The sequence below is a fragment of the Sphingobacterium sp. InxBP1 genome, from assembly GCF_026191775.1.
Classification (GTDB): Bacteria; Bacteroidota; Bacteroidia; order Sphingobacteriales; family Sphingobacteriaceae; genus Sphingobacterium; species Sphingobacterium thalpophilum.
This window is the reverse complement of record NZ_JAINDX010000044.1, coordinates 80,575-106,336: the sequence shown is the minus strand read 5'-3', so window position 1 is coordinate 106,336 and position 25,762 is coordinate 80,575. Positions and strand designations below refer to the sequence as shown.

Here is a 25,762-nt window from a genome sequence, read left to right as displayed (position 1 = left end):
AGTTTTGGAATATCACCTAAAACTATGCAGGAGACTGTGGTCAGTGATTTAATTGGAGTAATCCTGAATGGAAGCCTGCAGGACAAGCCGCTCTGGCCCTGTTACTTTTAAACTTACGTTGATACTGGCTGCGATAGCCTTTAACGAGAGAACCGATGGCACTTTCAGCGCATCCGGCCAATCTTCGAGTTGAATGTCCGCATGCAACAGTTCATCACTCTCCCCATAACCCGTCTGGAGACCTTCAGCTGTTGACGCAGTGGAAAGTATGTTAAACGACCCTTCCTGCTTTTGAAACCACTGGTAAAAAAGTTTGGCCGGCAAATATTTGTGCAACTCTTTGTCTCCCCTGAAGCCAAGCCTCAAGTCTGGTACTTGATGTTCGTAGCGTGTCTTCTCTTCTACGGTCTCAAAATTATCATCGACGGCATAGCTGACGATGGTATCGACCTGCACAACCCGACTGTTCAGTATTTCCATATCCATATACTCACCCGTTGTGTGCGCCATAATGGAGTCTGCTGAAATGGGCAAATCACGTAGAATATGTTTTATTCGTCTTTTTAGGCGGCCATCAGGAAAATTGATCCATCCTCTGCCAATATAGTCCTTAGCCGCCAGCTTCCGCACTGTATAGGTTTTTGGAAAGTTCCAGTGCTTCGAAGTAAACTCGCCGAAAATCTCCATACGCCCACCCTTCAAATCAAACTCAATAAAGTTCTGTGTCGACATATCACTATAGCGCATGGATTTACGCGTCAATGTGCTGGGGCGGCTAATAAAGTTCTCAATGGAGATCTGCTGATCCTTGGACTGAATCAGATGCAACATTTCGGTCCGCTTCTGATCCAGACCGAAACCCAGCCCTACCAAGAGCTCCTTGCCACGCCACATAAAAGCTATCTTATTTCTTTCCTGATAAGCGTAGCTTATCCCAGGAGCAATGTCCTGTTGGATAGAGTCAATTGCCAGTCCGTCTTTCAGAAAACTCAAAAACTGCTTTTTATCGTTCAGATCAAAAAATGCGTAAAAATTTCGGGCGGTATCTTCCAGCGAAAACAAAAATACATTCGCTTTGATATCAATACCATTATTCTTCAGTTCACGCAGTTTTTTGGCGTAGTCCTGCCCTGCCTTCGGAGCAGTCTGCCATCGATCAAACAATTGGCTCAATAAAATGTCATCGAGGGAAATTGTCAGCAGTGCTTTGCTCTTTTTGTGGACAAGGGATTTATAGGATTGCTGTTGACGAATGACATAAATCCCCCATCCGGTGATAACAAACAGCATAACAATTCCTAAAAGCCAAATAGTTCCTTTTTTAATCATTTTCATGTTCATCGATGTGCTTGTCAACTTTGTTTGCTGTATCTGCTGCTATCCCGTCCAGTAACTGACTGAGTACAAACTGAAGCCCGTTTTCCACCGTTTTCGGCAGCTCAATTTCCAACTCCCCCACTAAGCTGTCGCTTACGATACCCTTGGAATACAGCGTAAATTTACCATAATTACTTAATTCTGCCAATGTGTTGCGCCACTTGTCATCGATCACGATATGGAGATCTTTAACCATTTTCGGTAGCCGCGGGATCTGAAAAGCCGCGGATAGTTTGTTACTTTTCATGAGCCTGACAAAGGTTTTGTTGGTTTTGGCTGTATAAGCACCTCGATGCTTAATTTTATGGAGTTGTGTACTGTCATTGCTGATCATGACCAAATTATCTTTAAAGAGCAGATATAAGGGAAAATCCCTGCCCCCGCCCCGCGGCAGTTGGTAAAGACCTGATGTTATACTCGCCTTGGACTCAGATACAGCAAAATCAAGGGTTTTCTTGATCACTCTTTGATCTTCTGACGTAAACATCCATACAAATGAGGGCACCATCTCCGCTTTTGTTTTCTTAATTTCCTTGAGATTGAGATCATCATCGTACTCGTAGTCAATGTAGTCCAGTCTCAGGTTGATCATGCCGTTCATGATCACCATATGGTCCCCCGGCATAATGCGGGCGACCGCTTCCTCATCGACCACTATTCCAAATCCAAGCGCAAGCAGCGGCAGAAGTTCATTCTCCGGCTCAAAGTGTCGCCTCAGATTTTTACTAAGGAAGGTGGGCATTTCTTTTAAATAAGCCGCAGTATTGAGGTTGACGTTCAAATAGCCCGCGGTTTCAGTTGTCAGATACTTCGCAAATTTTGGGTTCGGTTTTCTGGCATATAGCTTCTTCGACAGTTGCGAAAGTTCTGGACTCATGCTTATGCGGGCGCTGAGTTTGATCTTATTTTGCTTCAGATGGGCATCAACAAAGAGATCATGATATTCATCTTCCACAGAGAAACGGCTTGTATGTAAATAAGCGTCGGTCAGCGAATGAAGTGGTTGCAGTTCGGCATACACATCACTAACTCTGGAGTACCACAGCCGGGCCAGGCCCAGCTTGTCGAACAGTGCCTTTTGCTGCCGCCCATCCATCCCATCGTACTTGCCGCTCAGCAAAAGCTCCTGCTCCTGGAGTAACCATTTGTGCAGTAATACATGTTTGATTGAATCATTGCGCCTATTGCTTTGCTCGAAAGCGGTAGATAGCGAGTCGTAGTCCGTATGATCTGCGTACGAGCTTGTACTGTCGCTCACTGTTCCATACGCCTTATCGGATAACCCTTCAGTATGTGTCGTGCCCTGCGTAGCCTCACCGAAATCTGTCGCTTCCCAGCTTACTTCTGTCGAATCCTTCAATACAGAATTCATATCGGCCACCGGGGCTGACACCACAGGTATGGCGTACTCGCTGTTATCAATACCGTATCTCGCCGCTACGGAATCATTGTAAAAGTAGGTATGCCCGACTTCTCCTGTTAAGATCCGCAATTCCTTATCATTCCATGCAAAAAGGCGTCCACCTGCCGTCTTAAACCGACTATATCCGTTCATAGCAGGATAAGGGGTGCCCTTTATCCTCCACAGTTTTTTAAAAAGCGCCGTGTCCCTGACAGGAATGATCAGCTCGCTATAGGCAAGGCTGTCTTTATGCACCCTGTAATACAGAACAACCCCTGTGGCGTCCATCGCTGTATCGAAGAAATTCTTCGGCACAACAGCTGTACGATCTGCAAACTGACTAAAAAAACCTAGCTTATCAAGCAAGTTATTCAAGGTAGCGGCCTCGGTATGTGCAGAAAACTCAGCAAGATTCACCAGTGTCACCGTATATGCTTTCCGAGGTATCCGATGCGCTATACCCTGTGCACTCAGCGTACTTATAGGACAACATACAGACAATATGAGCCCGATGTATAAAGGCAATAACTGCTTACCAATAGATAAATACGTTAAACTAAACATATATGGATACTTTGTTACAATCGCTGCATCAAAAGTATCAATTGTCCAGGGCTTTTCTCCTCCCTGATTTCAGCTAATTCAACCCTCTGCTCAAGATTCACGGATCAGTCCGTATTCGATGGCTGATTTTACCGCGGCGGTCACACTTTTGGTCTGAAACTTTTCCATTAGATTTTTCCTATGGCTTTCAACAGTATGCGAACTGATAAACAATGCATCTGCAATCTGATTTGTGGTCAACCCTTTAGCGACGTATGACAGAATCTCTTTCTCCCGCCGCGTCAGCTTGGGCACCTGTTTAAGGCCTGTATCTGTTTTTTTGTTTAAAATTGCCTGCGTCTTCTCACAGATATATCGATTACCGAGCAGCACTTGAGTTATAGCAGCGATGATCTCATAACCATGCGCATTTTTCTGCAGATAAGCGTCAGCCCCCTCATTGAGAATGCTATTGATCACGGCCAGCTCATTATGCACGCTGAATGCCACAATTTTTAGATCCTTGTAGTTCTCTTTCAGGCCCTTAACCAGATCTATTCCATTGGCATCCGGAAGGTTGATGTCCAACAATAAGACCAGTGGATGGTCAGACTCTATATGATTAAATAGATCGGCTGCACTGGTATACATACCCACAACTTCGTAGTCTTCATGGGCATTGATGATGTTTTTTAGGCCCTCCAGCAATAGCGGATGGTCATCTGTGATTGCTATCTTTATCATGTTATGTTGTCATGTTAAACCATGGTTATTTCTATCTCTATTGTCGTGCCTTCTCCTACGACCGATGTTATTTTCATGTCGCCATGCAGAAACGAAAGCCTCGAGCGTACATTGTGCATACCAGCGGAATGCTGTAGATCGACAGTGTTGGTATCAAAGCCCCTGCCATCATCTTCGATGGTGAGGTGGAGACGCTCATTATAAGACGAAAGCTGTATGAGGATATTTGAAGCACGAGCGTGTTTCAGGGCATTGTTGACCAGTTCCTGGATAATCCGATATAAAGATATTTCCTGCTCGGCAGTCAGCTTCGACTCAAACTGCAGAAATTCACATTCCACCTGACATTTAACATGGCTCATGCGGGCAGCGTAGTCTTGCAAGGCCTCTTTCAGGCCATATTTAATAATCAGATCGGGCATAAGATTGTGGGCCAGACGGCGCAGCTCATCCACCGCATTATCGAGGAGGGCTATGCTTTTCGAAATACCATCTTTGACCGATGATGCCTCTGATGGACCTTCACTCAATGACGAAAGGCCGAGCTTTGCACCCGACAGCAGCCCGCCCAGCCCATCATGCAGATCGCGGGCAAGACGTGTACGTTCCTTTTCCTCACCAGCTAACATAGCCGTCAAATTCTTGATTTCATTTTGCTGATTGTTTTTTTCAATCTCGAGACCATGCAAGTGTTCTTTCTGTCGGAGCGTTCGCGATCGTTGCCAGTAAGCATAAAACAGTAGAACAACAGCAACTAAACAACTGACAAACAGCCAGATATAAATGGAATTCATGCGTGATTTAAACGCAATTTCCTTTTTTGACACATCCAGCTCCTGCATGCGCTGTTCGTTTTCCAGCCGGCTCAGTTGGAGATCCTGCTCTTTTTTGTCACGTTCCAGCTGTACCACCTTAAGCTGTTGCGTCCGGTTGAGTTCATTCAGCTTTAAGTTCTCAACCAGCTGGCTTTGCTTATCGGCCAGCGCTTTCATCAGCTTAATCTGTTGCTCCTTCTTTTCTCCCTCCAGACGAAGGCGCATCAGTTTCTGGTTTTGCAGTTCTCGTTCGAGCTTGATTTCTAACTGCTTGGTTTTATCCAGTTTATCTGAATTGAATGCCTTTTCAAAGACATTAATATACTTTTTCTGATATTTAAAGGCTTCTTCATATCGGCCTTCTTCCACGTTGATTTCGGCTAGTCTACTATAAAGACTTAAACCGAGCTGGGGATCATAATGCGGCTCGCCTTCCAATATAAAGAGGGCCTGCTGCAGATACTTCTTCCCTTTGTCTCTTTGGCCATTCTTTAATGCAACGTCCGCCAAAATACCGTAAGCGGGGATTGCAATGACGTTCTGCCCTGCCTCCTCGGCAATATCCAGCGCCTGCTCTGCGAAAGTTAAAGCTTTTTTATCATCTTCAGGGAAAAATTCGTGGTATAGATTGGCAAGATTTACCGACACATAAGCAATATCTGTTGGATTGACCAGCGATTTCCGGTTACTTCGAACCAGACTGTAGGCATCAAGATAATGCTGCTCGGCTTTCCTTAGCAGATTGCGGTCACTCTTATTGGATCGGTATTCCTCCTCAAATAAATACCCTGCCTGCATATACGCATCAAACAAGCTGGCAACGTTATTTCCAGCCTTGGCGGTCTCCAGCAAAAGACCAGTATATTTTTCCTGAAACTCGTAATTCCGCTGATTCGCATAGATTGCCGTCAGCTCTTTATAGATGGCAAGCTTCCGGGCCATGTTGCTTTCAGTTGGAACGGCTTTCTCCAAAAAAGAGAGGGCTTTGTGAAATTGAGGGACTGCCTGATCCTCTTTGTTTTGCCGGGTCATAATCCAGCCTTCACAGTAGTGAACATATCCCCTCGTGCCATTGTCATGAATGAACGGCAATACAGATTTTGCATGCTCAAGATAAAAACGCGACTTTTCAAATGCGTGATCATTAAAGCTGTTCATCGCAGCAATACAGTTGAGATAAGCATAATACTGTTTATCTGGATAGCTTTTTGCCAATTGAATATTGTCATTGAGCAGCTGGCTAGCGAGTGTTTTTTCATTGTTGAAATACAGGGCCTGCGCATACTTTCCGGTGAGAATAAAGCGTTCCTTGCTTCCCAAAGGAAGATTATAATATGATTTTTTTAGCTCCTGCAATTGCTCCTGTCCAAAAAGTAGGCAACAGCAGCATAGAGAAACAACGCATACAGCTATCGATCTGAAAACAGCATAAAGATATCCCATAAAGCCAATTGCTATCGCTGGTGGATTTGCCAAACTTAGATAAATTTACCTGCATTCGCAATGATTATCCTATAATTGTAGACAGCCTTACCAATGAGATGTAAAGCTGACCACCATTGAGCGCGGACAGGTAACCCGGTCGACAGCAGGCAAAACCATTGTTAGGCTGATCGGCAGGACGCATTCAAACGGACTGCTGACGCGCCTGCTATCATAGACATAATCCCGTGACTGTCGACATATTTGCATAGGCCCTTCCTCAAAAATGTACATACACAGAGAGATCTCGGAACTAAATTTGTACTTTTGTTTTTTAAATCATAAATCAAAAGGATACGTGTCGTTAGAGAAACTAAAATTAAGCAAGAGACTAACTGCTACCATGACCGAACTCGGTTATCTGGCTCCGAAAGAGATTCAGAGTAGATGCATTTCCAGGATTCTTGGTGGACAGGATGTGATCGCCATAGCACCTGAAGGGGCTGGCAAGACCACAACTTACGTATTATCGACCTTGACTAAATTAAAATTTACGGACGATGAGGCCCCCAAGTTCTTGATCCTGGCACCCAACGAAGAGCGCATTGACGAGATTGTTGAAAAATTCTACCAACTCAGCAAAAATAAGCAACTACGTATCATTGGCCTGCGTGCCGGCGGAAGTATGGAAGATGAGATCGAAGAGCTCGTGGAAGGCAAAGACATCGTCGTCGCAACACCAAACCGGGCCCGGACGATTTACCTGAAACTGGCATTGAACCTCAATCGTATCCAGGCCTTAATTATTGATGATGCCGAAGAAATCATCAAGCAAGGCATGCAGACCGCTGTTCGGGAACTGGCAGAAAGCTGCGGCAAAGTGCAGCACCTGGTTTTTAGTACGGTTGAACATCAAAAGCTTTATGATATGATTGATGACCATCTGAATGAGAACTATGCAGTGGTCGAAGTGGAAGAGCTTGAAAACGAAACAGTAGACACCTTGGATCTGCTATTGTACCATGTACCAAATTTTACGACAAAGATCAACTTGCTCAACCTACTGCTGGAGGATAAGGAAGTGTTTCAAAAAGTTGTGGTTTTTGTCAATTCAAAATTGACAGCGCAGAAATTAGCCAAAAGCCTATTTCATCAGAACGAGGAAGAAATCGCCATATTAAACCCTCTCTTCTATGATGATTTTGGCTTTGACAGCGTAGCGGATTTCAAAGCCAGTGACGCATCCCGTGCACTGATCATCGCCAGGGAAAATTCACCCGAGGTAGATCTGGCTGATATCCCGTTTATTTTCCAGTTTGAGTTGCCCAACGAGAAAGAACAATTCTTGCAGTACCTCGTCAAAGATAATAGCAATGCAGAAACAGTGGTGCTGACTTTTTCCACGGACCTCGAGCTTCCCATGGTCCGAAAAATAGAACAGGTCATCGGTAAACGAATGGATATTCTTGATTTACCTGAAGACCTTGTCATCTACAATCCTTCTGCTGATAATAAGAAGAGAAAAACGAACTCCATAGCTGAAAACGACGAGTCACGGGGTGGTGCTTTCCATCAAAAAAAAGAAAGTAATGCAAAAAACTACAATTACGGCGGCGGTGAAAAAGCAAAAATGAAAATGAAGAAAAAATAAAGGACATAGGGGAAGTTCAGCTTCCCCTATCCTATTTTAATATACTCTTTAACAAGTGAATATATCCATGGGCAATGCGTTCCATCCCTTGATCGTTCGGATGTGCATAGTCTACCGTCGAATTTAAATCCAAGCTCAGATCTTTAGACGGTATGAGGTAAATCTGTTCGACACCCCATGACTTCAGTTTTTCGAAGCTTGCCACTAATACGCGGCTACTCTGCTGATATTCTTCGATTTTATCCATATTAAAAACTTCGGGAATATGCCCGGAACTATGCTGTGTCAGAATGATGGGTGTCCTTGGATGCTGCTTTCGCAAAAATGTGACAGCATGCGTCAATAAGGAGTCCAACTGCCTCTCCGTTCGGGAAGTGGTAACCGACAGGTTCGGAATGCAATCCAAGATATAACAAGCTGCATTGACTTCATTCATCAGATTTAAAATCGGTTGCTCTAGCCGCCCATTACCCGAAAAACAAAGATTCATGACCTCGTTGTCGAAGGCCCGTCCAACTTGGTTTGTCCACGCAAGTCCAGGACGGCTGGCACATGCCCCTTGCCCGATGGAAGTACCGTACACTACGATCGGTTTGCTGTTAGCGACCGGAGGATATTGAATCTCCAGGCCATTGGGAACGCCGATCTCAAGCCATTTAACTGTGTTGTATAAAGGAAGATATAACCTGTACTTGAAGTTATCATGAGCGCCGATATTTTTCCAGGAATACGTGACTGTATCTGCAAAGTTGTACTGACCGTAAGCCCATTTCCAGGTTTTGGTCACCGGATCATAGGCATAAAGGTCCAAACCGCTCACTCCCGTCGTTGGCATATGTGGCATATTGAGCGGGCCTTCAACTTGATATTTAACCACAATCTCTGAGGCCGAGGTCTGGAAGTCAATATAGAGGCCGGCAGCATTCCGCCCCAATGACCATACTGGGCCCCGTACGTGTTCTTTCAAATCTTCTGGAAGCCGCTGGAAGCCGGATATTTTATGATTGTTTACACGGCCTTGCACCTGTTTAACTGCAAGTGGTGAAAACCAGCGATAATTTTCCTGGCCTTTCAATACCGATATCGCCAGCGAAAGCAAGACCACAAAAGTCATTTTGGAAAACATATACAGCTCATTTAGGTTTTGTAAAAAAGGAGCCAAATTGGCTCCTTTCTATTGCGATTTATTATTATACTATAAAATTGCTTGTCTAATACGGACCAGTTTCTCCATCAATCCTTCCAACAGATCGAGATGTAGCATATTGGCTCCATCCGACTTTGCATTCGCCGGATCTGGATGTGTCTCGATAAAGAGACCATCGGCTCCGACAGCAATTGCAGCTTTTGCAATGGTTTCGATCAATGCCGGCTTTCCTCCAGTCACACCGGAAGTCTGATTGGGCTGCTGAAGGGAGTGGGTGCAGTCCATAATGGTGGGGACATTAAACGAACGCATTTCAGGAATACCCCGATAATCAACGATCAGATCCTGGTAACCGAACGTATTGCCCCGGTCTGTCAAAAGTACCTTATCATTGCCAGATTCAACAATTTTGTCAACAGCAAACTTCATTGATCCGGCGCTCAAAAATTGCCCTTTCTTGACGTTCACGACTTTATTTGTTTTTGCAGCCGCTACCAACAGATCTGTCTGACGACATAAAAACGCCGGAATCTGCAACACATCCACGTAAGCCGCTGCCATTTCGGCCTCATGACTCTCGTGAATATCCGTTACCGTTGGCACAGCAAAAGTACGGCCTACTTTCTCCAATATTTTGAGTGCTTTTTCGTCTCCTATTCCCATAAAAGAATCTAAACGCGAGCGGTTAGCTTTGCGGTAGGATCCTTTAAAAATATAGGGAATATTTAATTTATCCGTAATCGCAACAATCTTTTCAGCAATCCGTAAAGCGATATCTTCTCCTTCAATCGCACAGGGTCCGGCCATCAAAAAGAAATTCTGCGAGGTACCATTCTTTATTTCAGGAATGTAGTTGTTGATCATAGTAATATTCAATAAAATTTAGTTGCCCAGTTCGGATAAAAATTTGATACGCATCAGCTGGAGATCTTCATAAGTATAGTCGTCGCCCCCAAGCTCTTTAAGTGCATCGTTGATTGAGTCGGTCTCAGCAGTCTTAAAATAATCATAAACTTCATCCTGCCGATCTTCATCAATAATCTCATCAATAAAATAGTTGATATTGATTTTCGTACCCGCATTCACGATGGTTTCAATCTCCTTCAGAATTTCTTCATAAGTGATTCCCTTGGCCGCAGCGATATCATCCAACGCGATTTTGCGGTCTATATTTTGAATAATTGCAACTTTCAGAGCGGATTTATTCGCTGTACTTTTGATGACAAGATCCACAGGCCGGTCGATTTCATTTTCCTCGACGTAATCTTTGATCAAAGCGATAAATGGCGCACCGAATTTGATGGCCTTACCATTTCCCACGCCCTGGATCTGTTTTAGTTCATCGATACTGACCGGATAATGTATACACATTTCCTCCAAAGAAGGATCCTGAAAAATAACAAATGGAGGCAAAGACTTACTTTTTGCAATTTTCTTACGCAGATCCTTCAGCATTCCCAATAATGTAGAGTCCAGCGCTCCCGTTCCGGGCCCAGACTCCTCGCTATTATGTTGCTCTCCTCCGTCAATCGGACGGTTTAACACGAACTTCAACGCATAAGGATTATCCAGGTACCGACGGCCGATATCTGTCAGCTTCAATAGACCGTAGTGGTCAATATCTTTTTCGATAAAATTGTCCAAGACCGCCTGGCGCAGCAACGACTTCCAATATAACGAGCCTTTATCTTTACCAGAGCCGAATAAACGGTGTTCATCATGTTTATATGAAGATACCGGCTGGTTATTCTGACCGACCATAACGTTAATGACATGATGGTCATCAAATTTTTCTCCCTGCTCCTTGATAAAGCCCAGAACATCCTTTAAGGACTCCTCCGCGTCAAAATACTCTTTCTCCGAACGGCAGTTATCACACATATTATTGCAGCCCTGCTCATCAAAATTTTCACCGAAATAGTGAAGAATCTGTTTTCGGCGGCAGACTGCAGATTCGGAATAATCGATGACTTCTTTTAGTATCTGTGTCCCGATCTCGCGTTCGGCTACAGGCTTGTCCTTCATAAACTTCGTGAGCTTTTCCACGTCCTTTTCCGAATAGAACGCCAGACAATGCCCTTCACCCCCGTCGCGCCCAGCCCGACCCGTTTCCTGGTAATATCCTTCCATGGATTTGGGGATATCGTGATGGATGACATAGCGGACATCCGGTTTATCAATACCCATACCGAAAGCAATCGTCGCCACAATCACTTCCACATCTTCCATCAGGAATTTGTCTTGAGTCTCCGCCCTGGTTTTGGCGTCAAGCCCTGCATGGTAAGGTAAAGCTTTTATACCATTTAGGTTGAGTACTTCGCTAATTTCTTCTACTTTTTTGCGGCTCAGGCAATATACGATCCCCGTCTTGCCCGTCTTTGATTTAATAAACCGCACAATCTCCTTGACCACATCCTTTTTCGGACGCACCTCATAGTATAAATTGCTCCGGTTAAAAGACGATTTAAACAGTACAGCATCGTTCATCTGCAAATTTTTACGGATGTCTGACTGTACTTTGGGGGTGGCCGTCGCCGTCAATGCGATAATGGGAATATTCTGTCCAACCTCATTGATCACCTGCCGTATCTTACGGTATTCGGGTCTAAAATCATGGCCCCATTCTGAAATACAATGCGCTTCATCCACCGCTACAAAAGACACTGTGATCTGATGCAAAAACTCCAGATTATCCTGCTTCGCCAGGGACTCGGGAGCAACATAGAGCAACTTGGTCTTTCCAGCCAGCACATCGTCCTTAACACGTGTAATTTCGCTCTTATTCAATGAAGAGTTCAAAAAATGAGCGATACTATCTTCGCCACCGAATGCACGAAGCTGATCCACCTGGTTTTTCATTAAAGCAATCAGCGGAGAAATGACAATTGCTGTTCCCTCACTCATGAGTGCAGGCAACTGATAACAAATTGATTTTCCACCTCCTGTGGGCATGATTACAAACGTATCTTTCTTCTGAAGAATACTGGTTATTATAGCCTCTTGATCTCCTTTAAAAGTATCAAAACCAAAAAAATCCTGTAAATTGTCGAAAAGTGATTTTTCTATTTCCATTGCGCCTTGGGCAAAAATAAGATAGATAATGAAGAAATAATCCTGAAAAATAATCTATTTTTGCAATCTATTCTAATATATAAAAGTAAGAGTATTTTTTGTGAAAAACAACTACGAAATAAAAAATATAGCTGTTCAGGCTATCCAGGAAGAGGCTAAGGCAGTAGCTGCTCTGACCCAATATATTGATGATGATTTTGTTACCATAGTCAACAGTATCCTCCAGCTCCGGGGACGCGTTGTCGTAACCGGAATAGGAAAAAGCGCTATTATCGCGCAGAAAATTGTCGCGACACTCAATTCTACCGGAACGCCATCGATCTTTATGCATGCCGCAGATGCGATCCATGGCGACCTGGGCATTATACAGCAGAATGATCTCATTATTGCGATATCAAAAAGTGGCAACACTCCTGAAATCAAAGTGCTTGTCCCCTTTTTGAAACAGACCAAAAATGTGCTGATTGCAATGGTCGGAAACACCGGGTCATTCCTAGCGAAAAATGCGGACTATGTACTGAATACGACCGTCGAAAAAGAAGCCTGCCCCAACAATCTGGCGCCAACTTCAAGCACCACGGCCCAGCTGGCCATGGGCGATGCGCTGGCAGTAGCCTTACAGGAATGCCGTGATTTTACGGACAGAGACTTTGCAAAATACCATCCGGGCGGCGCACTGGGTAAAAAACTATATCTTAGAGTCGGCGACCTCTCCGATCAAAACGGCAAACCTAGCGTGCAGATGGAAGCCAGCGTCAGGGATATCATCATTACCATCACACACTTCCGGCTCGGTGCAGTGGCCGTCTTAGCGGGCGAACAGATTCAGGGCATCATCACCGACGGCGACATCCGCCGCATGCTCGAAAAGCATACGGATCTGGCCAGTATCACGGCGGCTGACATTATGGGACGGTCCCCGAAAATTATTGACAAGAAAGAACTCGCAGCAAATGCCCTTCACATTATGCGGGAAAACAATATTACGCAACTCCTGGTCTCAGACCATGGTCAGTATGACGGTGTCATCCATATTCAGGATCTGCTCAAGGAAGGCATAATCTAAGTGTAATAAAGTTGTTAGGTATAGTATAAATTGATTAGAAACATTACATTTGGCATATCTGTTGTACTATTTTTAATTAGAAAGTAAAATCTTAGAAACATGAAAAAGTATATCGCAATATTAGCAGTCATCATTTCCTTTATCGGTTTCACCTCGATGCAGGCAGGCCAAGGGGAATTCAAGTTTGAGAAAGAAACACATGATTTCGGCAAAATCCCCGCTGGGACTCCTGTATCCTATAATTTTAAATTTACGAATACGGGCAGTGAGCCCATTATCATTTCGAATGTAGTGCCCACATGTGGCTGTTCAGTTGCCGAATTTACCAAAACCCCGATCAAACCGGGAGATACGGGTATCATCAAAGTAACATATAATGCTGCGGCCAAGGCACCCTTCACAAAGAGTTTTACCGTGCAGTCCAATACCAAAACGCCAGTAAAAACATTATACATTAAAGGTATTGTTGAATAAGACAATCCCTATGGGAAAATCGAAAAAAGCCACATCACGATGTGGCTTTTTTCGTTTAATTTTGGTTAGCTTTGCACCAACTAATTTAAAAAAACTATAATGCCAGTAATATCAGAAAAAGGGCTTAATATGCCTGCATCACCGATCAGAAAGCTGACACCTTATGCTGATCAAGCAAAAAGAGACGGCAAGAAGATCTATCATCTCAATATCGGACAACCGGATATTCAAACACCTGAAATTATGCTAAATGCTTTGAAGAATATTGATTTCAAAGTATGGGCGTATACAGCTTCTGAAGGAACAGCGTCCTATCGAAAAAAATTAGCAGAATATTACAACAAGCTTCATTACAATATCGAACCAACAGATATCCTGGTGACCAACGGTGGCTCAGAAGCGATAACCATCACTATGCAGGCTTGCCTCAACGAAGGCGAGGAAGTCATTATTCCTGAGCCTTTTTACGCAAATTATAACGGCTTTGCCTGCTCCTCCGACATTGTCATCAAACCGATCATGTCTTACATTGAAAATGGTTTCGCGTTGCCTTCTATCGCTGAATTCGAAAAGGTCATTACAGAAAAAACCAAAGCAATATGCATCTGTAACCCCAACAATCCGACAGGCTACCTATACTCGAGAGAAGAACTCGAGGCTCTACGGGAACTTTGTTTGAAATATGATCTTTATTTATTCTCAGATGAGGCTTACCGTGAGTTCTGTTACGATGGACGGGAATTTATTTCACCAATGCATCTCGAAGGCCTTGAAAACAATGTTGTCATATTTGACACGGTATCAAAGCGCTATTCAGCATGTGGTGCGCGGATTGGATGTTTGATCACGAAAAATAAGGAACTCTATCAAACGGCGCTGAAATTTGCGCAGGCTCGTTTAAGTCCCTCGCTGGAAGGTCAGATCGCCGGAGAGGCAGCTGTAGACACGCCTGACAGCTATTTTGAAGCGGTCTCCAGTGAATACACTGCCAGGCGAAATACACTCGTAAATGGACTGAATGCTATAGATGGAGTATATTCCCCGAATCCGGGTGGCGCATTTTATGTTGTTGCAAAGCTTCCTATCGACGATGCGGACAAATTCTGCCAATGGATGCTGGAGGAGTTTTCATATGACAATGAAACCGTCATGATGGCTCCAGCTACCGGTTTTTACAGTACTGCTGGTGCAGGACGTAATGAGGTACGTCTAGCCTATGTGCTTAATCAAGATGAACTGAAAAGGGCGCTGGTCTGTCTTGAAAAAGGGTTGAAAGCCTATCCGGGAAGGACAAATTAGTGTCTTCCCCACCAGAGGTCGTTTTCCGTTTGCAGTGACAAGTCAGTGCACTATCAGCAACAAGATTTCAAAAAAACAAAACAAATTTTGAAAGCACCTTGTTCTTAACTATAGTGTAACTAAAGATATTGCATATGGATAAATTGAAGAAATTCCAATTGATGGAAAAAATAGCTAGAGAATTGGAAGATGTCAGAAACAGCCAGCAAGCTGTATTGGAAAAAATAGGCAAGATCGAAGTGGATAACATCGAGCTGGGTGATAAGAATATCGAAAAGACAATTCCTGACATCTATCAGCGTACAGCTGATAATTCGGACGCTATCAAAGCGCTTCTGGAGTCTTTTCAGGAACAGACGGCCGAATTCGGTGAGAAAAATAACGTTGGTAAATTGCTCGAACAGCAACAGATCAACAGCATAAAGTAGCGTCAATCTACTAAAAAAAACGAAGAAGGCCGGTTCAACACCGGCCTTCTTCGTTTTTTTTAAAGAGCTCAGTCCTGCGCTGCACGCAGGGCTTTTACCTTCACATATTCCTGTTCGACAAATTGTAGTTGCTGCTGGGGAGTCATATTCGAGTTGTCCAAAACAATCGCATCTTCTGCCTGACGCAAAGGGCTTTCCGCCCGTGTGCTGTCAATATGGTCGCGGTTGGCCAGGTTCTCCACTACTTCATCCAAAGTGACGTCCTCGCCTTTTTCTGTTAACTCCAAGTATCGTCTCGCAGCCCTGACTTTTGGATCGGCTGTCATAAAAATCTTCAGATCGGCATCCGGAAAGACAGTTGTGCCGATGTCGCGGCCATCCATGATGATATTTCTCCGGCTGCCAAGTTTTTGTTGCTGAGCCACCATGGCCTTGCGTACAGCTTTGAGAGCACTTACCTCACTCACTTTATCCGAAATATACATCTGCCTAATCTCTTCAGAGACATCTTCGTCATTGAGATGAATCTCGGTCCGGACAGCATTGGGTACAAAGTCGATATGTATATTCTGGAGTGCGCTTTCGACAGCTTCTTGATTATTCAGCTCAATGTTGTGTCTTAGAAAATACAGTGTAACTGCCCGATACATCGCTCCGCTGTCAATAAAAGCAAATTTCAGTTTTTTGGCCAGGGCCTTCGCCAGCGTACTCTTTCCACAGGAGGAAAAACCATCTATGGCAATGATGAAGTTATGACGTGTGCCCATTATTCGTTTCCTCCTATAATGACACCCGGTTTGTTCACCAAAGGCACTTTCGTCAGATTACCTTCAACAATACTCTCCGGCAAAAAGATATATTTCTTATCGTAAATGATGTTATCGATATAAAAACTCACCCAATATTCATTTGTCAGACCAAATACCTGTTCATCAATCGCTTCCACCCGGTCAAAAGATTTAGCCTCAATATTGCCGATAAAATGTCTCAGCGTGGTGGTGGTGACTTGCCGCCCATCCTTATCGCCATAACCTTTGGAACTGATTAGCACATTCTGTATAGCGACATTCTTGTCGTTGATGACGTATACGGTCCAGTTCTTCGTCTCTGCTGTCTCTCCTTCTAGAACGACAGCGATCAGGATATCCTTAACAATATTCTCCGGCAGATCTGCTTTCATGCTTTATTTAGACTTTGTTGTTTTTTTAACTGGAGCTTTTTTGGTCGCCGCTTTTTTCGCAACCGTTTTTTTCTCCGCGGCTTTTGTCTTAGTTGCCTTACCCTTAGGCGCATCCTGCTCAGCCCACTTTAGCACATCTTCGTATGTGATCTTTTCTACTTCGGTACCCTTAGGGATTTTCAGATTCTGCTTACCAAAACGGATAAATGGTCCCCAACGCCCTTGCTCAATCTGCGCTTCGGGGTTTTCATCAAACACACGGATGACTTTCTCGATGTCTTTCTGGCGCTTGTCTTTGATGATCTGTATGGCTTCTTCTTCCGTGACGTCCAAAGGCTCTACCCCTTTCGGCAAGGAGTAGAAAGCAGAATTATGGCGGATATAGGGTCCAAACCGTCCAACTGCCACCGTCATCTCCTTATCCTCGAACATACCTACTTTCTTGGGAAGCTTAAACAGTTCCATAGCGTCTTCAAAGGTAATCGTCTCAATCATCTGTCCCTTCCGTAAGGAAGCAAAGCGCGGCTTTTCTTCGTCGTCTGCCGAACCGATCTGCACCAATGGTCCAAATTTACCAATACGAACCGAGACCGGTTTCCCAGAAACTGGATCAATCCCAAGCTCACGTTCATTATTTGCGCGGTCGGCATTTTCCAATGTATCTTCGACCTCAGAATGGAACGGACCATAAAAATCGTGCAGCATCTTTGTCCATTCGGTCAGGCCATGTGCAATGTCGTCAAACTCCTTCTCTACGTTGGCGGTAAAGTGGAAATCAACAATTCCGTTAAAGTGTTCTACCAGAAAATCGTTTACAACAACACCAATGTCCGTTGGAAACATTTTGCCTTTTTCGGCACCCGTTATTTCCGTCCGGGTTACGGCTTTTACTTCTGCATTTTCTAAAGTGAGAACGCGGTACTCGCGTTGCTTCCCTTCGCGCTCTTCCTTAACCACATACCCTCTGTTTTGAATCGTCGAAATCGTAGGCGCGTAGGTAGAAGGCCGTCCAATCCCCAGTTCCTCTAGTTTTTTCACTAACGAGGCTTCTGTATAACGTGCTGGCGGTCTTGTAAATCGCTCCGTGGCCGACATACTTTTTAATGTCAGCTGCTGGCCTACAACCAGCGGTGGCAGGATAGCATTATCGCTATCTTCGTCCACAGCATTCTCCTGATCATCGTCCACAGATTCCATATAGACTTTTAGGAAACCGTCGAATTTCATTACCTCACCAGCAGCATTTAAATCCTCCGCGCGCGTTGAAATCGAAATTTTAGCCAATGTGCGTTCAAATTCCGCTTCACTCATCTGCGAAGCAATAGCCCGCTTCCAGATCAGTTCATAAAGACGCTTTTCAGACGAATCACCTTCAATAGTGTGCGCAGAAAAATAAGTCGGGCGAATGGCCTCGTGTGCCTCCTGGGCTCCCGATGTCTTTGTTTTATATCGTCTTACTTTATGATATTGATTACCATAAGCAGATTTAATTTCTTTCTCAGCAGCTTCAATAGCTGTATCACTCAAATTGACCGAGTCGGTACGCATATAGGTAATACGTCCCGATTCATATAAGCGCTGTGCTACCTGCATGGTGCGGGCAACTGAAAAGCCTAGTTTTCTGCTGGCTTCCTGCTGCAATGTCGAGGTCGTAAATGGCGCCGCAGGCGAACGTTTCGACGGCTTGGTCTCCAGATTTTTAACAGAGAATAAAGCAGCCTTACAATCTTCCAGAAATTGCGTCGCTTCGGCTTCCGTGGCAAAGCGTTGCGGCAACTCCGCCTTGAAACTGTCCTTAATTTTTCCGGTATGAAAAAACGCAACAATCTTAAAAGCCGCTTCCGGCTCAAATTTATTGATTTCACGCTCGCGGTCAACAATCAACCTCACCGCAACTGACTGCACGCGGCCGGCAGACAAGGAAGGTTTTACTTTTTTCCATAAAACAGGCGACAGCTCAAATCCCACCAGACGGTCCAATACCCGACGCGCCTGTTGCGCATTGACAAGATTATAATCTATTTTACGTGGATTCTCAATCGCCCTGAGGATAGCAGGCTTTGTAATCTCATGAAAAACAATACGCTTGGTGCTCTCCTCCTTCAGACCCAAGGTCTCAAATAAATGCCATGAAATAGCCTCTCCCTCCCGGTCTTCATCGGATGCAAGCCAAACGGTCTCCGCTGCCTTCGCCAATTTCTTCAATTCGCTTACCACAGCTTTTTTGTCTGACGGAACTTCATACTTCTGCTCGAAGTTCTTTGCTGTATTAATCGCATCATCGGTTTTCACCAGGTCACGTATGTGACCGTAACTTGATTTCACCAAAAAATCCTTGCCTAAATATCCTTCTATCGTTTTTGCTTTCGCCGGAGACTCAACTATCAATAAATTTTTCGCCATTTAATTTGAGATTTGTGCAAATAAAGGGAATTCTAAAAGGAATGACAATAATTTCTTTCAAAAAAGACAAAAAAAATAGATTTTGTCCGACCTCAACTGACTCTGGCAGCTCACCCCGGCAACATATGCGTTACCTTCCATAGCCTTTATACTGGATCTGGGCAGCCAACGATGAATACGTTGCCAATGAAATTGGGGATACAGCCGGGATTATGAAATGTGTAAAATCACATTTCTGGAGTCTTATTGTAAATTAGGATACGTATATTCGCTTTTTTGCTGGGGACGAATGAGAATCCCCTGTATGATTTAAATGTATACGGATGAAAAGAAGTCTTTTGAAAGCAGCCTTCTGGGCCTTATTATTACCAATAGCATCTTGCTCAGTTATGAAAAATTCAGCATCAACGACCGGTGGTTTCCCGAAATTAAGCTTAGAAGCCCACCGCGGAGGGCGCGGCCTATATCCCGAAGAATCCGTTGCGGCGATGAAAAATGCAATCGATATCCCTAAGGTAACGACATTGGAAATGGATTGCCACATTACCAAAGACCGAAAGGTAGTAGTTTTTCATGACGATTATCTTAACCCCAAATTTGTACTGAAGCCTGATGGCAGTGAAATTCCGGAAAAAGATAAGTCACTGAAAATCTACAACATGCTGTACAAAGATCTCATAAAATATGATATCGGATCGAAGTTTTATCAGGAATTTCCCGAACAGAAAAAACAGGTTACGCGGATTGCCAAACTCGCCGATCTGATCGACAGTACGGAAGCCTACGCTGCGTTAAAAAGAAAAGATCCCATGTTTTATAATATTGAAGTCAAAAGCAAGGAAGGTAAAGATGGCATCTACCACCCACGCGTAGAAGAGTTTGTGGACCTGATAATACAAGTGATCACCGAGAAGAAAATTGCTCCACGGACTGTGATACAGTCATTCGATATCCGTGCCGTTCAATATTTACATAAAGCTTACCCTCAGATTAAAGTATCGTTCCTGATCGATGCAAATTATACAAAGAGTCCTCAGGAGACTATCGAAGCACTGGGTTTTACGCCATTCATTATTAGCCCGCATCAGAAGCTGGTCACGGCCGAATTTGTCAAACAGTATCATAAAGCGAATATCAGGGTAATCCCGTGGACGGTCAACAGCAAGGCTGAAATCGACAAATTAAAAGCCCTAAAAGTTGACGGAATCATCAGCGATTATCCCAATCTATTTTAGGCGCTCCCCACCACAGAACTGATCCTATCATCCCGCAGTATAAGCGTTTAGACCACTAATTTATGCTGCGGGACTTCTTTAGTGCATTTTCCATATATTCTCGTCCCTTCTGCACCAAAAATGCCGCACGGTGGTAATCCCAAAGATTGCAGATATTATAGGGTATATTGACTACGACATCGGGACGGTACAAATCAATTATCATCCGGCTCATCTTTCTTCGCATCACATAATAGGATGCCTGCAGGATATCTAGTGAGTTCGAGTTTTTCGTGTCCAGCTTTTTGATCAGCGAATATTGTTTATCGGGTTTAGACTCCAGATTGACCGCAATTATTAAATTGTCTTTTTTACTGACGTGGTTGATGGGCAGCGGATTAAGTACACCACCGTCCACATAAACATGTGTTTCATCTTCAACCGCTGTGAAAACAGCTGGTATCGCAATGGAAGCACGGATCGCATCATACATGCTGCCAAAATCCAGGACAACATCCTTTTCGTAGTTTAGGTCAGTGGCGATAGCTTTAAACAGTATGGGAAAGGTTTCGATATTCGCATCAGGGATTACTGACTTCAGCGCATTAAACACCTTGATGCCTTTCATCATTCCGAGACCGCGCCAGCTGAAATCCATCATATTGAAAACAGATTTCTTGGTGAGGTTGAGCATCCATTCTTCCAGGACATCCATTTTCCCCTGTGCATAAATACCACCGACCAAAGCGCCTATAGAGCAACCCACGACCTCATCGATCTCAAATCCCTGTTCTTCAAGCTTCCGGATGACACCGATATGAACCAATCCTCTTGCACCACCGCCACCCAGGACGAGTGTGACCTTACGGTTTAAAAAATCTGTATCTGGCATATACTTAACTCTGCATGATAAATGATGTTGACATCGACAGTACAATGTATTCCGATAATCATCGTTATTATATGTATTTTTGATTACAATATACGGAGTAAAATAAGAAATATGAAAATAGAAATCTGGTCGGACATCATTTGTCCTTTTTGTTATATAGGCCTGACCAAACTGGAGATGGCTTTACAGGAATCCGAAAATCAAGTTCCAGCTGAAATTAGCTGGAAATCGTATCAGCTTAACCCTGATTTTCCTGCTGATGCGCCCGGAATGCCCACGTACGACTATCTTATCCGAAGCAAAGGCATGAGTATGGATGATGTCGTCGCCATGACGGCTCAGTTAAGCGCACAGGGTAAAGAGCTGGGTATCGAACTGAACTTTGACAGAGCCATCGTCGTAAACACCAGAAAAGCGCATCGGCTGCTTCATTTTGCACAAATACAGGGCAAGGCAACTGCTTTAAAAAAGGCATTGTTTAAAGCTCATTTTACAGATGGTCTGGATGTTAACGATTCTGCGGTACTGCTTGAACTCGCTCGTGCACAAGAGCTGCAGGTTGAAGCCATCAAAACCCTGCTGGATACAACAGCATACGATTACGAGGTCACTCAGGATATTCAGGAAGGTGTGAATCTGGGGCTTCGTGGTGTTCCATTTTTTGTTTTTGACCGAAAATATGCCATTCCGGGAGCGCAGCCATTGGAGGTCTTCCATAACACGATCAAAGACTGCGAGGCGGCCGCAGCCCTGCCCCTTCAACAGCGCGGCGAAACAGGAGCTTCCTGCGACCCAGAATCCGGAAAATGTGAATAAAGAAAGAAAAAAGTTTTAGTTTAATTTACTATTTTCGCAAGCTTATAAACGACAAACAAATTTGGTATAAATGCAATTAACCAAACTAGAAATAAAAGGATTTAAAAGTTTCGGAGACAAGATCACGATCAACTTTAACGACGGTGTCACCGCAATCGTGGGACCAAATGGATGTGGAAAATCCAATGTAGTTGATGCTATCCGTTGGGTATTGGGCGAACAGAGTACCAAGATGCTACGCTCCGACAAGATGGAAAATATTATTTTCAACGGGACAAAAAACCGCAAACCAGCCAACCTCGCTGAAGTGTCTCTGACTTTCAATAATAACAATAATATTCTGCCTACAGAATTCACGACAGTTACGGTCACCCGTAAATTATTTCGAAACGGAGACAGCGAATACCGTCTAAACGATGTAAAATGTCGTCTAAAAGATATCACTGACCTATTTTTGGATACCGGAGTTGGCGCCGACAGCTATTCCATTATCGAATTGAAAATGATTGATGAAATCATCAACAATAAAGATAATTCCCGCAGAAACCTGTTTGAAGAAGCTTCAGGAATCTCAAAGTATAAAGTACGTAAAAAGCAGACGTTGGCCAAATTAAGAGATACCGAAGCAGATCTCAGCCGGGTGGATGACCTGCTGCTTGAAATCACAAAAAATCTTAAATCGCTCGAAAACCAAGCTAAAAAAGCTGAAAAATATACGCAGCTTAAGGAAGAATATAAACAGAGTAGTATCGATCTTGCTTATTATCGAATTGCTGATTTTTCGGCCGAACTCGAGCGGCTACAGACCCAGGAGTCTAAAGTACAACAGGATGCCAATGCGGCACAGCAAGCAATTCTCCAAGCCGAAGCTGACTTGCAGGCCCTGCGACAGTCTAATCTAGAGCAGGAAAAAAACCTCTCGGTTCAACAAAAAGCGACACAGGAATTTGTTAACAAGATCCGTGGCTATGAGTCTGAGAAAAAAATCAAAAATGAAAAGGTTAAAAACCTTCAGGATAAAGAAAACCGCCTAAACCTGGATATCAATAGCGATAAGCAACAGCTCAATCATGTGCTTTATACCATCAAACGTTTGAATGAGGAGCTATTTGACGAACAGCATAAATTGGAGTCTCTAAAAGATAACCTGGAGACAAATAAATCTGAAGTAGATGCCCTACGCGGTCAGCAACAGTCCGCCAAAGGGAAACTCGATATCTTCAACAGGAGCAACGCTGAGTTACAGGCCCGTATATACAAGCTGGAAAAAGATCTGGCCGTCTTCAACATACAAAAAGAGGCATTGCTCCAGGAGGCAATCCGCAATACTGTAGATACCGAAGCCAAAGAAATAGAACTGCAGCAGTTCAATCATGCTGTAGCCGAACTTGAAGGCCGTGTCGAGGCACAACAGATTCAGTTTGAGACGGCCAACCAGCTGGAACAGGAATTACAGACACAGATCGGACAAATTCAGGCCAACCTGGAGGAATTAAAAGCACAATTAGCCAAAGCTCTTCGTCTGGTAGATGCCAAGCAAAATGAGTATAATCTCACGAAATCCCTGATCGACAACCTGGAAGGATTTCCCGATTCTATTCGTTTTCTAAAAAAGAATGCCGGATGGAAAAAACAACCGCCACTTTTCTCTGATGTCCTATTCTGTCAGGAAGATTATCGGGTAGCGATTGAAAACTACCTCGAGCCGGTCATGAACCATTATGTGGTCGACACGCAGCAGGATGCTGTACAGGCTATCCAGCTCTTGGGCGATGCCGCAAAAGGCAGGGCCAGCTTTTTTGTTCTTGATGCCATTGATTCAGTCCTGAGCCCGAAGCGTCCACCAAACGACAATCTTATGTCTGCACTGGATGTGATTACTGTAGATGACAAATATAAAGCACTTTGCACACTGCTGCTCCAGCATGTGTATATTTTAAAGCATGACGATGAAAAAGAGCTCATGCAAAAATTGCCGACCGAAGGTCAGGTGATTTTGCAAAAAAATGGTCGTTATGCCAAACATCATTTAGGACTCTCCGGTGGATCAGTCGGGCTATTTGAAGGCAAGCGGATCGGCAGAGCGAAGAACCTGGAAGTCCTTGCCCAGGAAATCAACGACCTAAACAAGGAAATTGCGCGGCTCGAAGATAAGATTACTGCGGAGTCAGTACGGCTCGAGACCCTGCGGAGTAATTCGCAGAAAGAGCTTATCGATGAACTCCGTTTCCAACTGAACAGACTTAACAATGAGCTGATCACAGTAAAAACAAAACAGGAGCAATATCAGGCATTCATCAGTAATGCCCTAACCCGTAAAAAAGATATTCAGGAAAAAATCGAAGGCATAGAAGCCGACCTAAGGATCGCAGAGCCCGAATTGCAGGAACTGCGGCTGCAAAAGGAACAAAGTGTAGCTGAACTTGCAGAACTGCAGGACCAGTTTCATGAGATATCTGAGGTGTTAAACGAAAAGTCCACAACCTTCAATCAGGAAAACATCAGCTATCATCAACAGTTAAATAAGGTTTCCAATATAACCAAAGATCTCGAGTTTAGAGAGACCCAAAAAGACGACTACGAAGCCCGATTAGAACGTAATACCGTTGAATTGACGGAAGTTCAGGAAGCGTTGCGGACAACCATTCCTTTTGAAGATGAGGAGGACCAGGATCTCATCGCCATGTATGAACAAAAAATTGCCCTGGAGGATGCTCTTAAGGAACTCGAAGATGCCTATTATGGTGACAAACAAAGAATCAATAACCTAGAAGATTCGCTGACACAACAACGCCGTTCGAAAGAACAGAGCGATTTTCTTGTTGCTGAAATCAAAGATAAGAAAACAGCACTACAAATTGACCTGAACGCATTAAAGGAACGCCTTTCAGTGGAGTTCAATATTGAACTGAAAGACTTGATCGAACGTGAGGATATGCCCGAATTGACGGAAGATCAAACGACGCTGACCAGCAAATGTAACAAGCTTAAAAAACAGCTCGACGAATTTGGTACTATTAACTTAATGGCGAAAGAAGCCTTCGACGAGATGAACGAACGCTACGACTTTATTAACAAAGAGAAGGCAGATCTAATTGAAGCAAAAAGTTCGCTGATGGCAACAATAAAAGAAATCGATGATACTGCGCAGGTACAGTTTATGTTTACCTTCAACGCCGTACGGGACAATTTTGTCAAAGTGTTCCGCTCACTCTTCAACGAAGAAGATAGCTGCGACCTGATATTGACCGACCCTAATAATCCGCTCGATTCAGACATTGATATTATTGCCAGACCGAAAGGCAAACGCCCTTTATCCATCAATCAGCTTTCTGGAGGCGAAAAAACGCTTACCTCGACGGCATTGCTTTTCTCACTGTATCTTTCCAAGCCTGCCCCATTCTGTATATTTGACGAGGTAGATGCCCCACTGGACGACACCAATATTGATAAATTCAATAATATTATCCGTGATTTCTCAAAGAACTCTCAATTTATTGTGGTCTCCCACAATAAAAAGACCATCGCAAGTACGGATATTATCTATGGTGTCACTATGGTCGAACAGGGTGTCTCCCGCGTTGTCGCGGTAGATTTAAGGGAAGTCGCCTAGCAACGAATAAAACATCTTAAGCCCGGTGATGAAGATCCCGGGCTTTTTTTTGCGCACTTAATATCCGTAGAAAATAAAAAGCCCAGAGTGGGGAACTCTGAGCTTTCGTTAGCCATATATTAACCTATTTTATGAAAAGTATTTGTAAGTAAAACGCCACTTTTCGAAGTTCATTATACGCGGCTTCAGCCTTTAACATTTTTT

At 43.9% G+C, this 25,762-nt stretch carries 19 protein-coding genes; 8 read left to right on the top strand and 11 right to left on the bottom strand.

Annotation, left to right across the window (positions count from 1 at the left end; genetic code table 11):
• Positions 1-48: 48 nt before the first annotated feature.
• The 4 genes from K7A41_RS10995 to K7A41_RS10980 form a co-directional block, all read right to left on the bottom strand.
• A complete protein-coding gene (locus K7A41_RS10995) occupies positions 49-1,335 on the bottom strand; it encodes a hypothetical protein (RefSeq protein ID WP_265713730.1) in 1,287 nt (428 codons plus the stop codon).
• The gene (locus tag K7A41_RS10990) at positions 1,322-3,343 is read right to left on the bottom strand and encodes a hypothetical protein (protein ID WP_265713729.1); all 2,022 of its coding nucleotides are present in this window, start codon (positions 3,341-3,343) and stop codon (positions 1,322-1,324) included. Before K7A41_RS10990 ends, K7A41_RS10995 begins: the two co-directional genes overlap by 14 nt.
• Positions 3,344-3,433: 90 nt before the next feature.
• On the bottom strand, positions 3,434-4,066 hold the full coding sequence (locus K7A41_RS10985) for a response regulator transcription factor (protein ID WP_265713728.1): 633 nt from the start codon (positions 4,064-4,066) through the stop codon (positions 3,434-3,436).
• Positions 4,067-4,080: 14 nt separating this feature from the next.
• Entirely contained in the window at positions 4,081-6,357 is a 2,277-nt protein-coding gene (locus tag K7A41_RS10980) for an ATP-binding protein (RefSeq protein WP_265713727.1), read from the bottom strand.
• A gap of 304 nt (positions 6,358-6,661) precedes the next feature.
• On the opposite strand from K7A41_RS10980, the gene K7A41_RS10975 reads away from it, so the two are divergent.
• On the top strand, positions 6,662-7,954 hold the full coding sequence (locus K7A41_RS10975) for a DEAD/DEAH box helicase (protein WP_265713726.1): 1,293 nt from the start codon (positions 6,662-6,664) through the stop codon (positions 7,952-7,954).
• Between the two features lie 31 nt (positions 7,955-7,985).
• Here K7A41_RS10975 and K7A41_RS10970 read toward each other — a convergent pair whose 3' ends face one another.
• The 3 genes from K7A41_RS10970 to recQ form a co-directional block, all read right to left on the bottom strand.
• On the bottom strand, positions 7,986-9,080 hold the full coding sequence (locus K7A41_RS10970) for an SGNH/GDSL hydrolase family protein (RefSeq protein ID WP_265713725.1): 1,095 nt from the start codon (positions 9,078-9,080) through the stop codon (positions 7,986-7,988).
• Positions 9,081-9,149: 69 nt separating this feature from the next.
• Entirely contained in the window at positions 9,150-9,965 is an 816-nt protein-coding gene (gene kdsA, locus K7A41_RS10965; RefSeq protein WP_028068219.1) for a 3-deoxy-8-phosphooctulonate synthase, read from the bottom strand.
• An 18-nt stretch (positions 9,966-9,983) separates the two neighbouring features.
• A complete protein-coding gene (gene recQ, locus K7A41_RS10960) occupies positions 9,984-12,173 on the bottom strand; it encodes a DNA helicase RecQ (RefSeq protein WP_028068220.1) in 2,190 nt (729 codons plus the stop codon).
• 100 nt (positions 12,174-12,273) lie between these two features.
• Between recQ and K7A41_RS10955 the strand changes: the two genes are divergently transcribed.
• The 4 genes from K7A41_RS10955 (at position 12,274) to K7A41_RS10940 (ending at position 15,440) form a co-directional block, all read left to right on the top strand.
• Entirely contained in the window at positions 12,274-13,239 is a 966-nt protein-coding gene (locus K7A41_RS10955; protein WP_028068221.1) for a KpsF/GutQ family sugar-phosphate isomerase, read from the top strand.
• A 99-nt stretch (positions 13,240-13,338) separates the two neighbouring features.
• Entirely contained in the window at positions 13,339-13,713 is a 375-nt protein-coding gene (locus K7A41_RS10950; protein ID WP_028068222.1) for a DUF1573 domain-containing protein, read from the top strand.
• Between the two features lie 99 nt (positions 13,714-13,812).
• Complete coding sequence (locus tag K7A41_RS10945) at positions 13,813-15,012, top strand: pyridoxal phosphate-dependent aminotransferase (protein WP_265713724.1); 1,200 nt, start codon at positions 13,813-13,815, stop codon at positions 15,010-15,012.
• 134 nt (positions 15,013-15,146) lie between these two features.
• On the top strand, positions 15,147-15,440 hold the full coding sequence (locus tag K7A41_RS10940) for a hypothetical protein (protein ID WP_028068224.1): 294 nt from the start codon (positions 15,147-15,149) through the stop codon (positions 15,438-15,440).
• Positions 15,441-15,508: 68 nt separating this feature from the next.
• Here the strand turns inward: K7A41_RS10940 and cmk are convergent, their stop codons facing one another.
• The 3 genes from cmk to topA are packed head-to-tail and all read right to left on the bottom strand — an operon-like array spanning position 15,509 to position 19,023.
• A complete protein-coding gene (gene cmk / locus K7A41_RS10935) occupies positions 15,509-16,207 on the bottom strand; it encodes a (d)CMP kinase (protein ID WP_028068225.1) in 699 nt (232 codons plus the stop codon).
• Positions 16,207-16,620 carry a hypothetical protein gene (locus tag K7A41_RS10930; protein ID WP_028068226.1) on the bottom strand — a complete coding sequence of 138 codons (414 nt, stop codon included), beginning with the start codon at positions 16,618-16,620 and terminating at the stop codon, positions 16,207-16,209. The genes cmk and K7A41_RS10930 overlap by 1 nt, the downstream gene beginning before the upstream one ends.
• A gap of 3 nt (positions 16,621-16,623) precedes the next feature.
• A complete protein-coding gene (topA, locus tag K7A41_RS10925; RefSeq protein ID WP_265713723.1) occupies positions 16,624-19,023 on the bottom strand; it encodes a type I DNA topoisomerase in 2,400 nt (799 codons plus the stop codon).
• A 323-nt stretch (positions 19,024-19,346) separates the two neighbouring features.
• Between topA and K7A41_RS10920 the strand changes: the two genes are divergently transcribed.
• Entirely contained in the window at positions 19,347-20,258 is a 912-nt protein-coding gene (locus K7A41_RS10920) for a glycerophosphodiester phosphodiesterase family protein (protein WP_265713722.1), read from the top strand.
• A 55-nt stretch (positions 20,259-20,313) separates the two neighbouring features.
• Here K7A41_RS10920 and K7A41_RS10915 read toward each other — a convergent pair whose 3' ends face one another.
• A complete protein-coding gene (locus tag K7A41_RS10915) occupies positions 20,314-21,129 on the bottom strand; it encodes a patatin-like phospholipase family protein (protein WP_028068229.1) in 816 nt (271 codons plus the stop codon).
• Between the two features lie 111 nt (positions 21,130-21,240).
• On the opposite strand from K7A41_RS10915, the gene K7A41_RS10910 reads away from it, so the two are divergent.
• On the top strand, positions 21,241-21,945 hold the full coding sequence (locus K7A41_RS10910; RefSeq protein ID WP_265713720.1) for a DsbA family oxidoreductase: 705 nt from the start codon (positions 21,241-21,243) through the stop codon (positions 21,943-21,945).
• Positions 21,946-22,015: 70 nt separating this feature from the next.
• Positions 22,016-25,558 (top strand): chromosome segregation protein SMC, encoded by a 3,543-nt coding sequence (smc, locus tag K7A41_RS10905; protein WP_028068231.1) that lies wholly within the window; start codon positions 22,016-22,018, stop codon positions 25,556-25,558.
• Positions 25,559-25,762 lie beyond the last annotated feature (204 nt).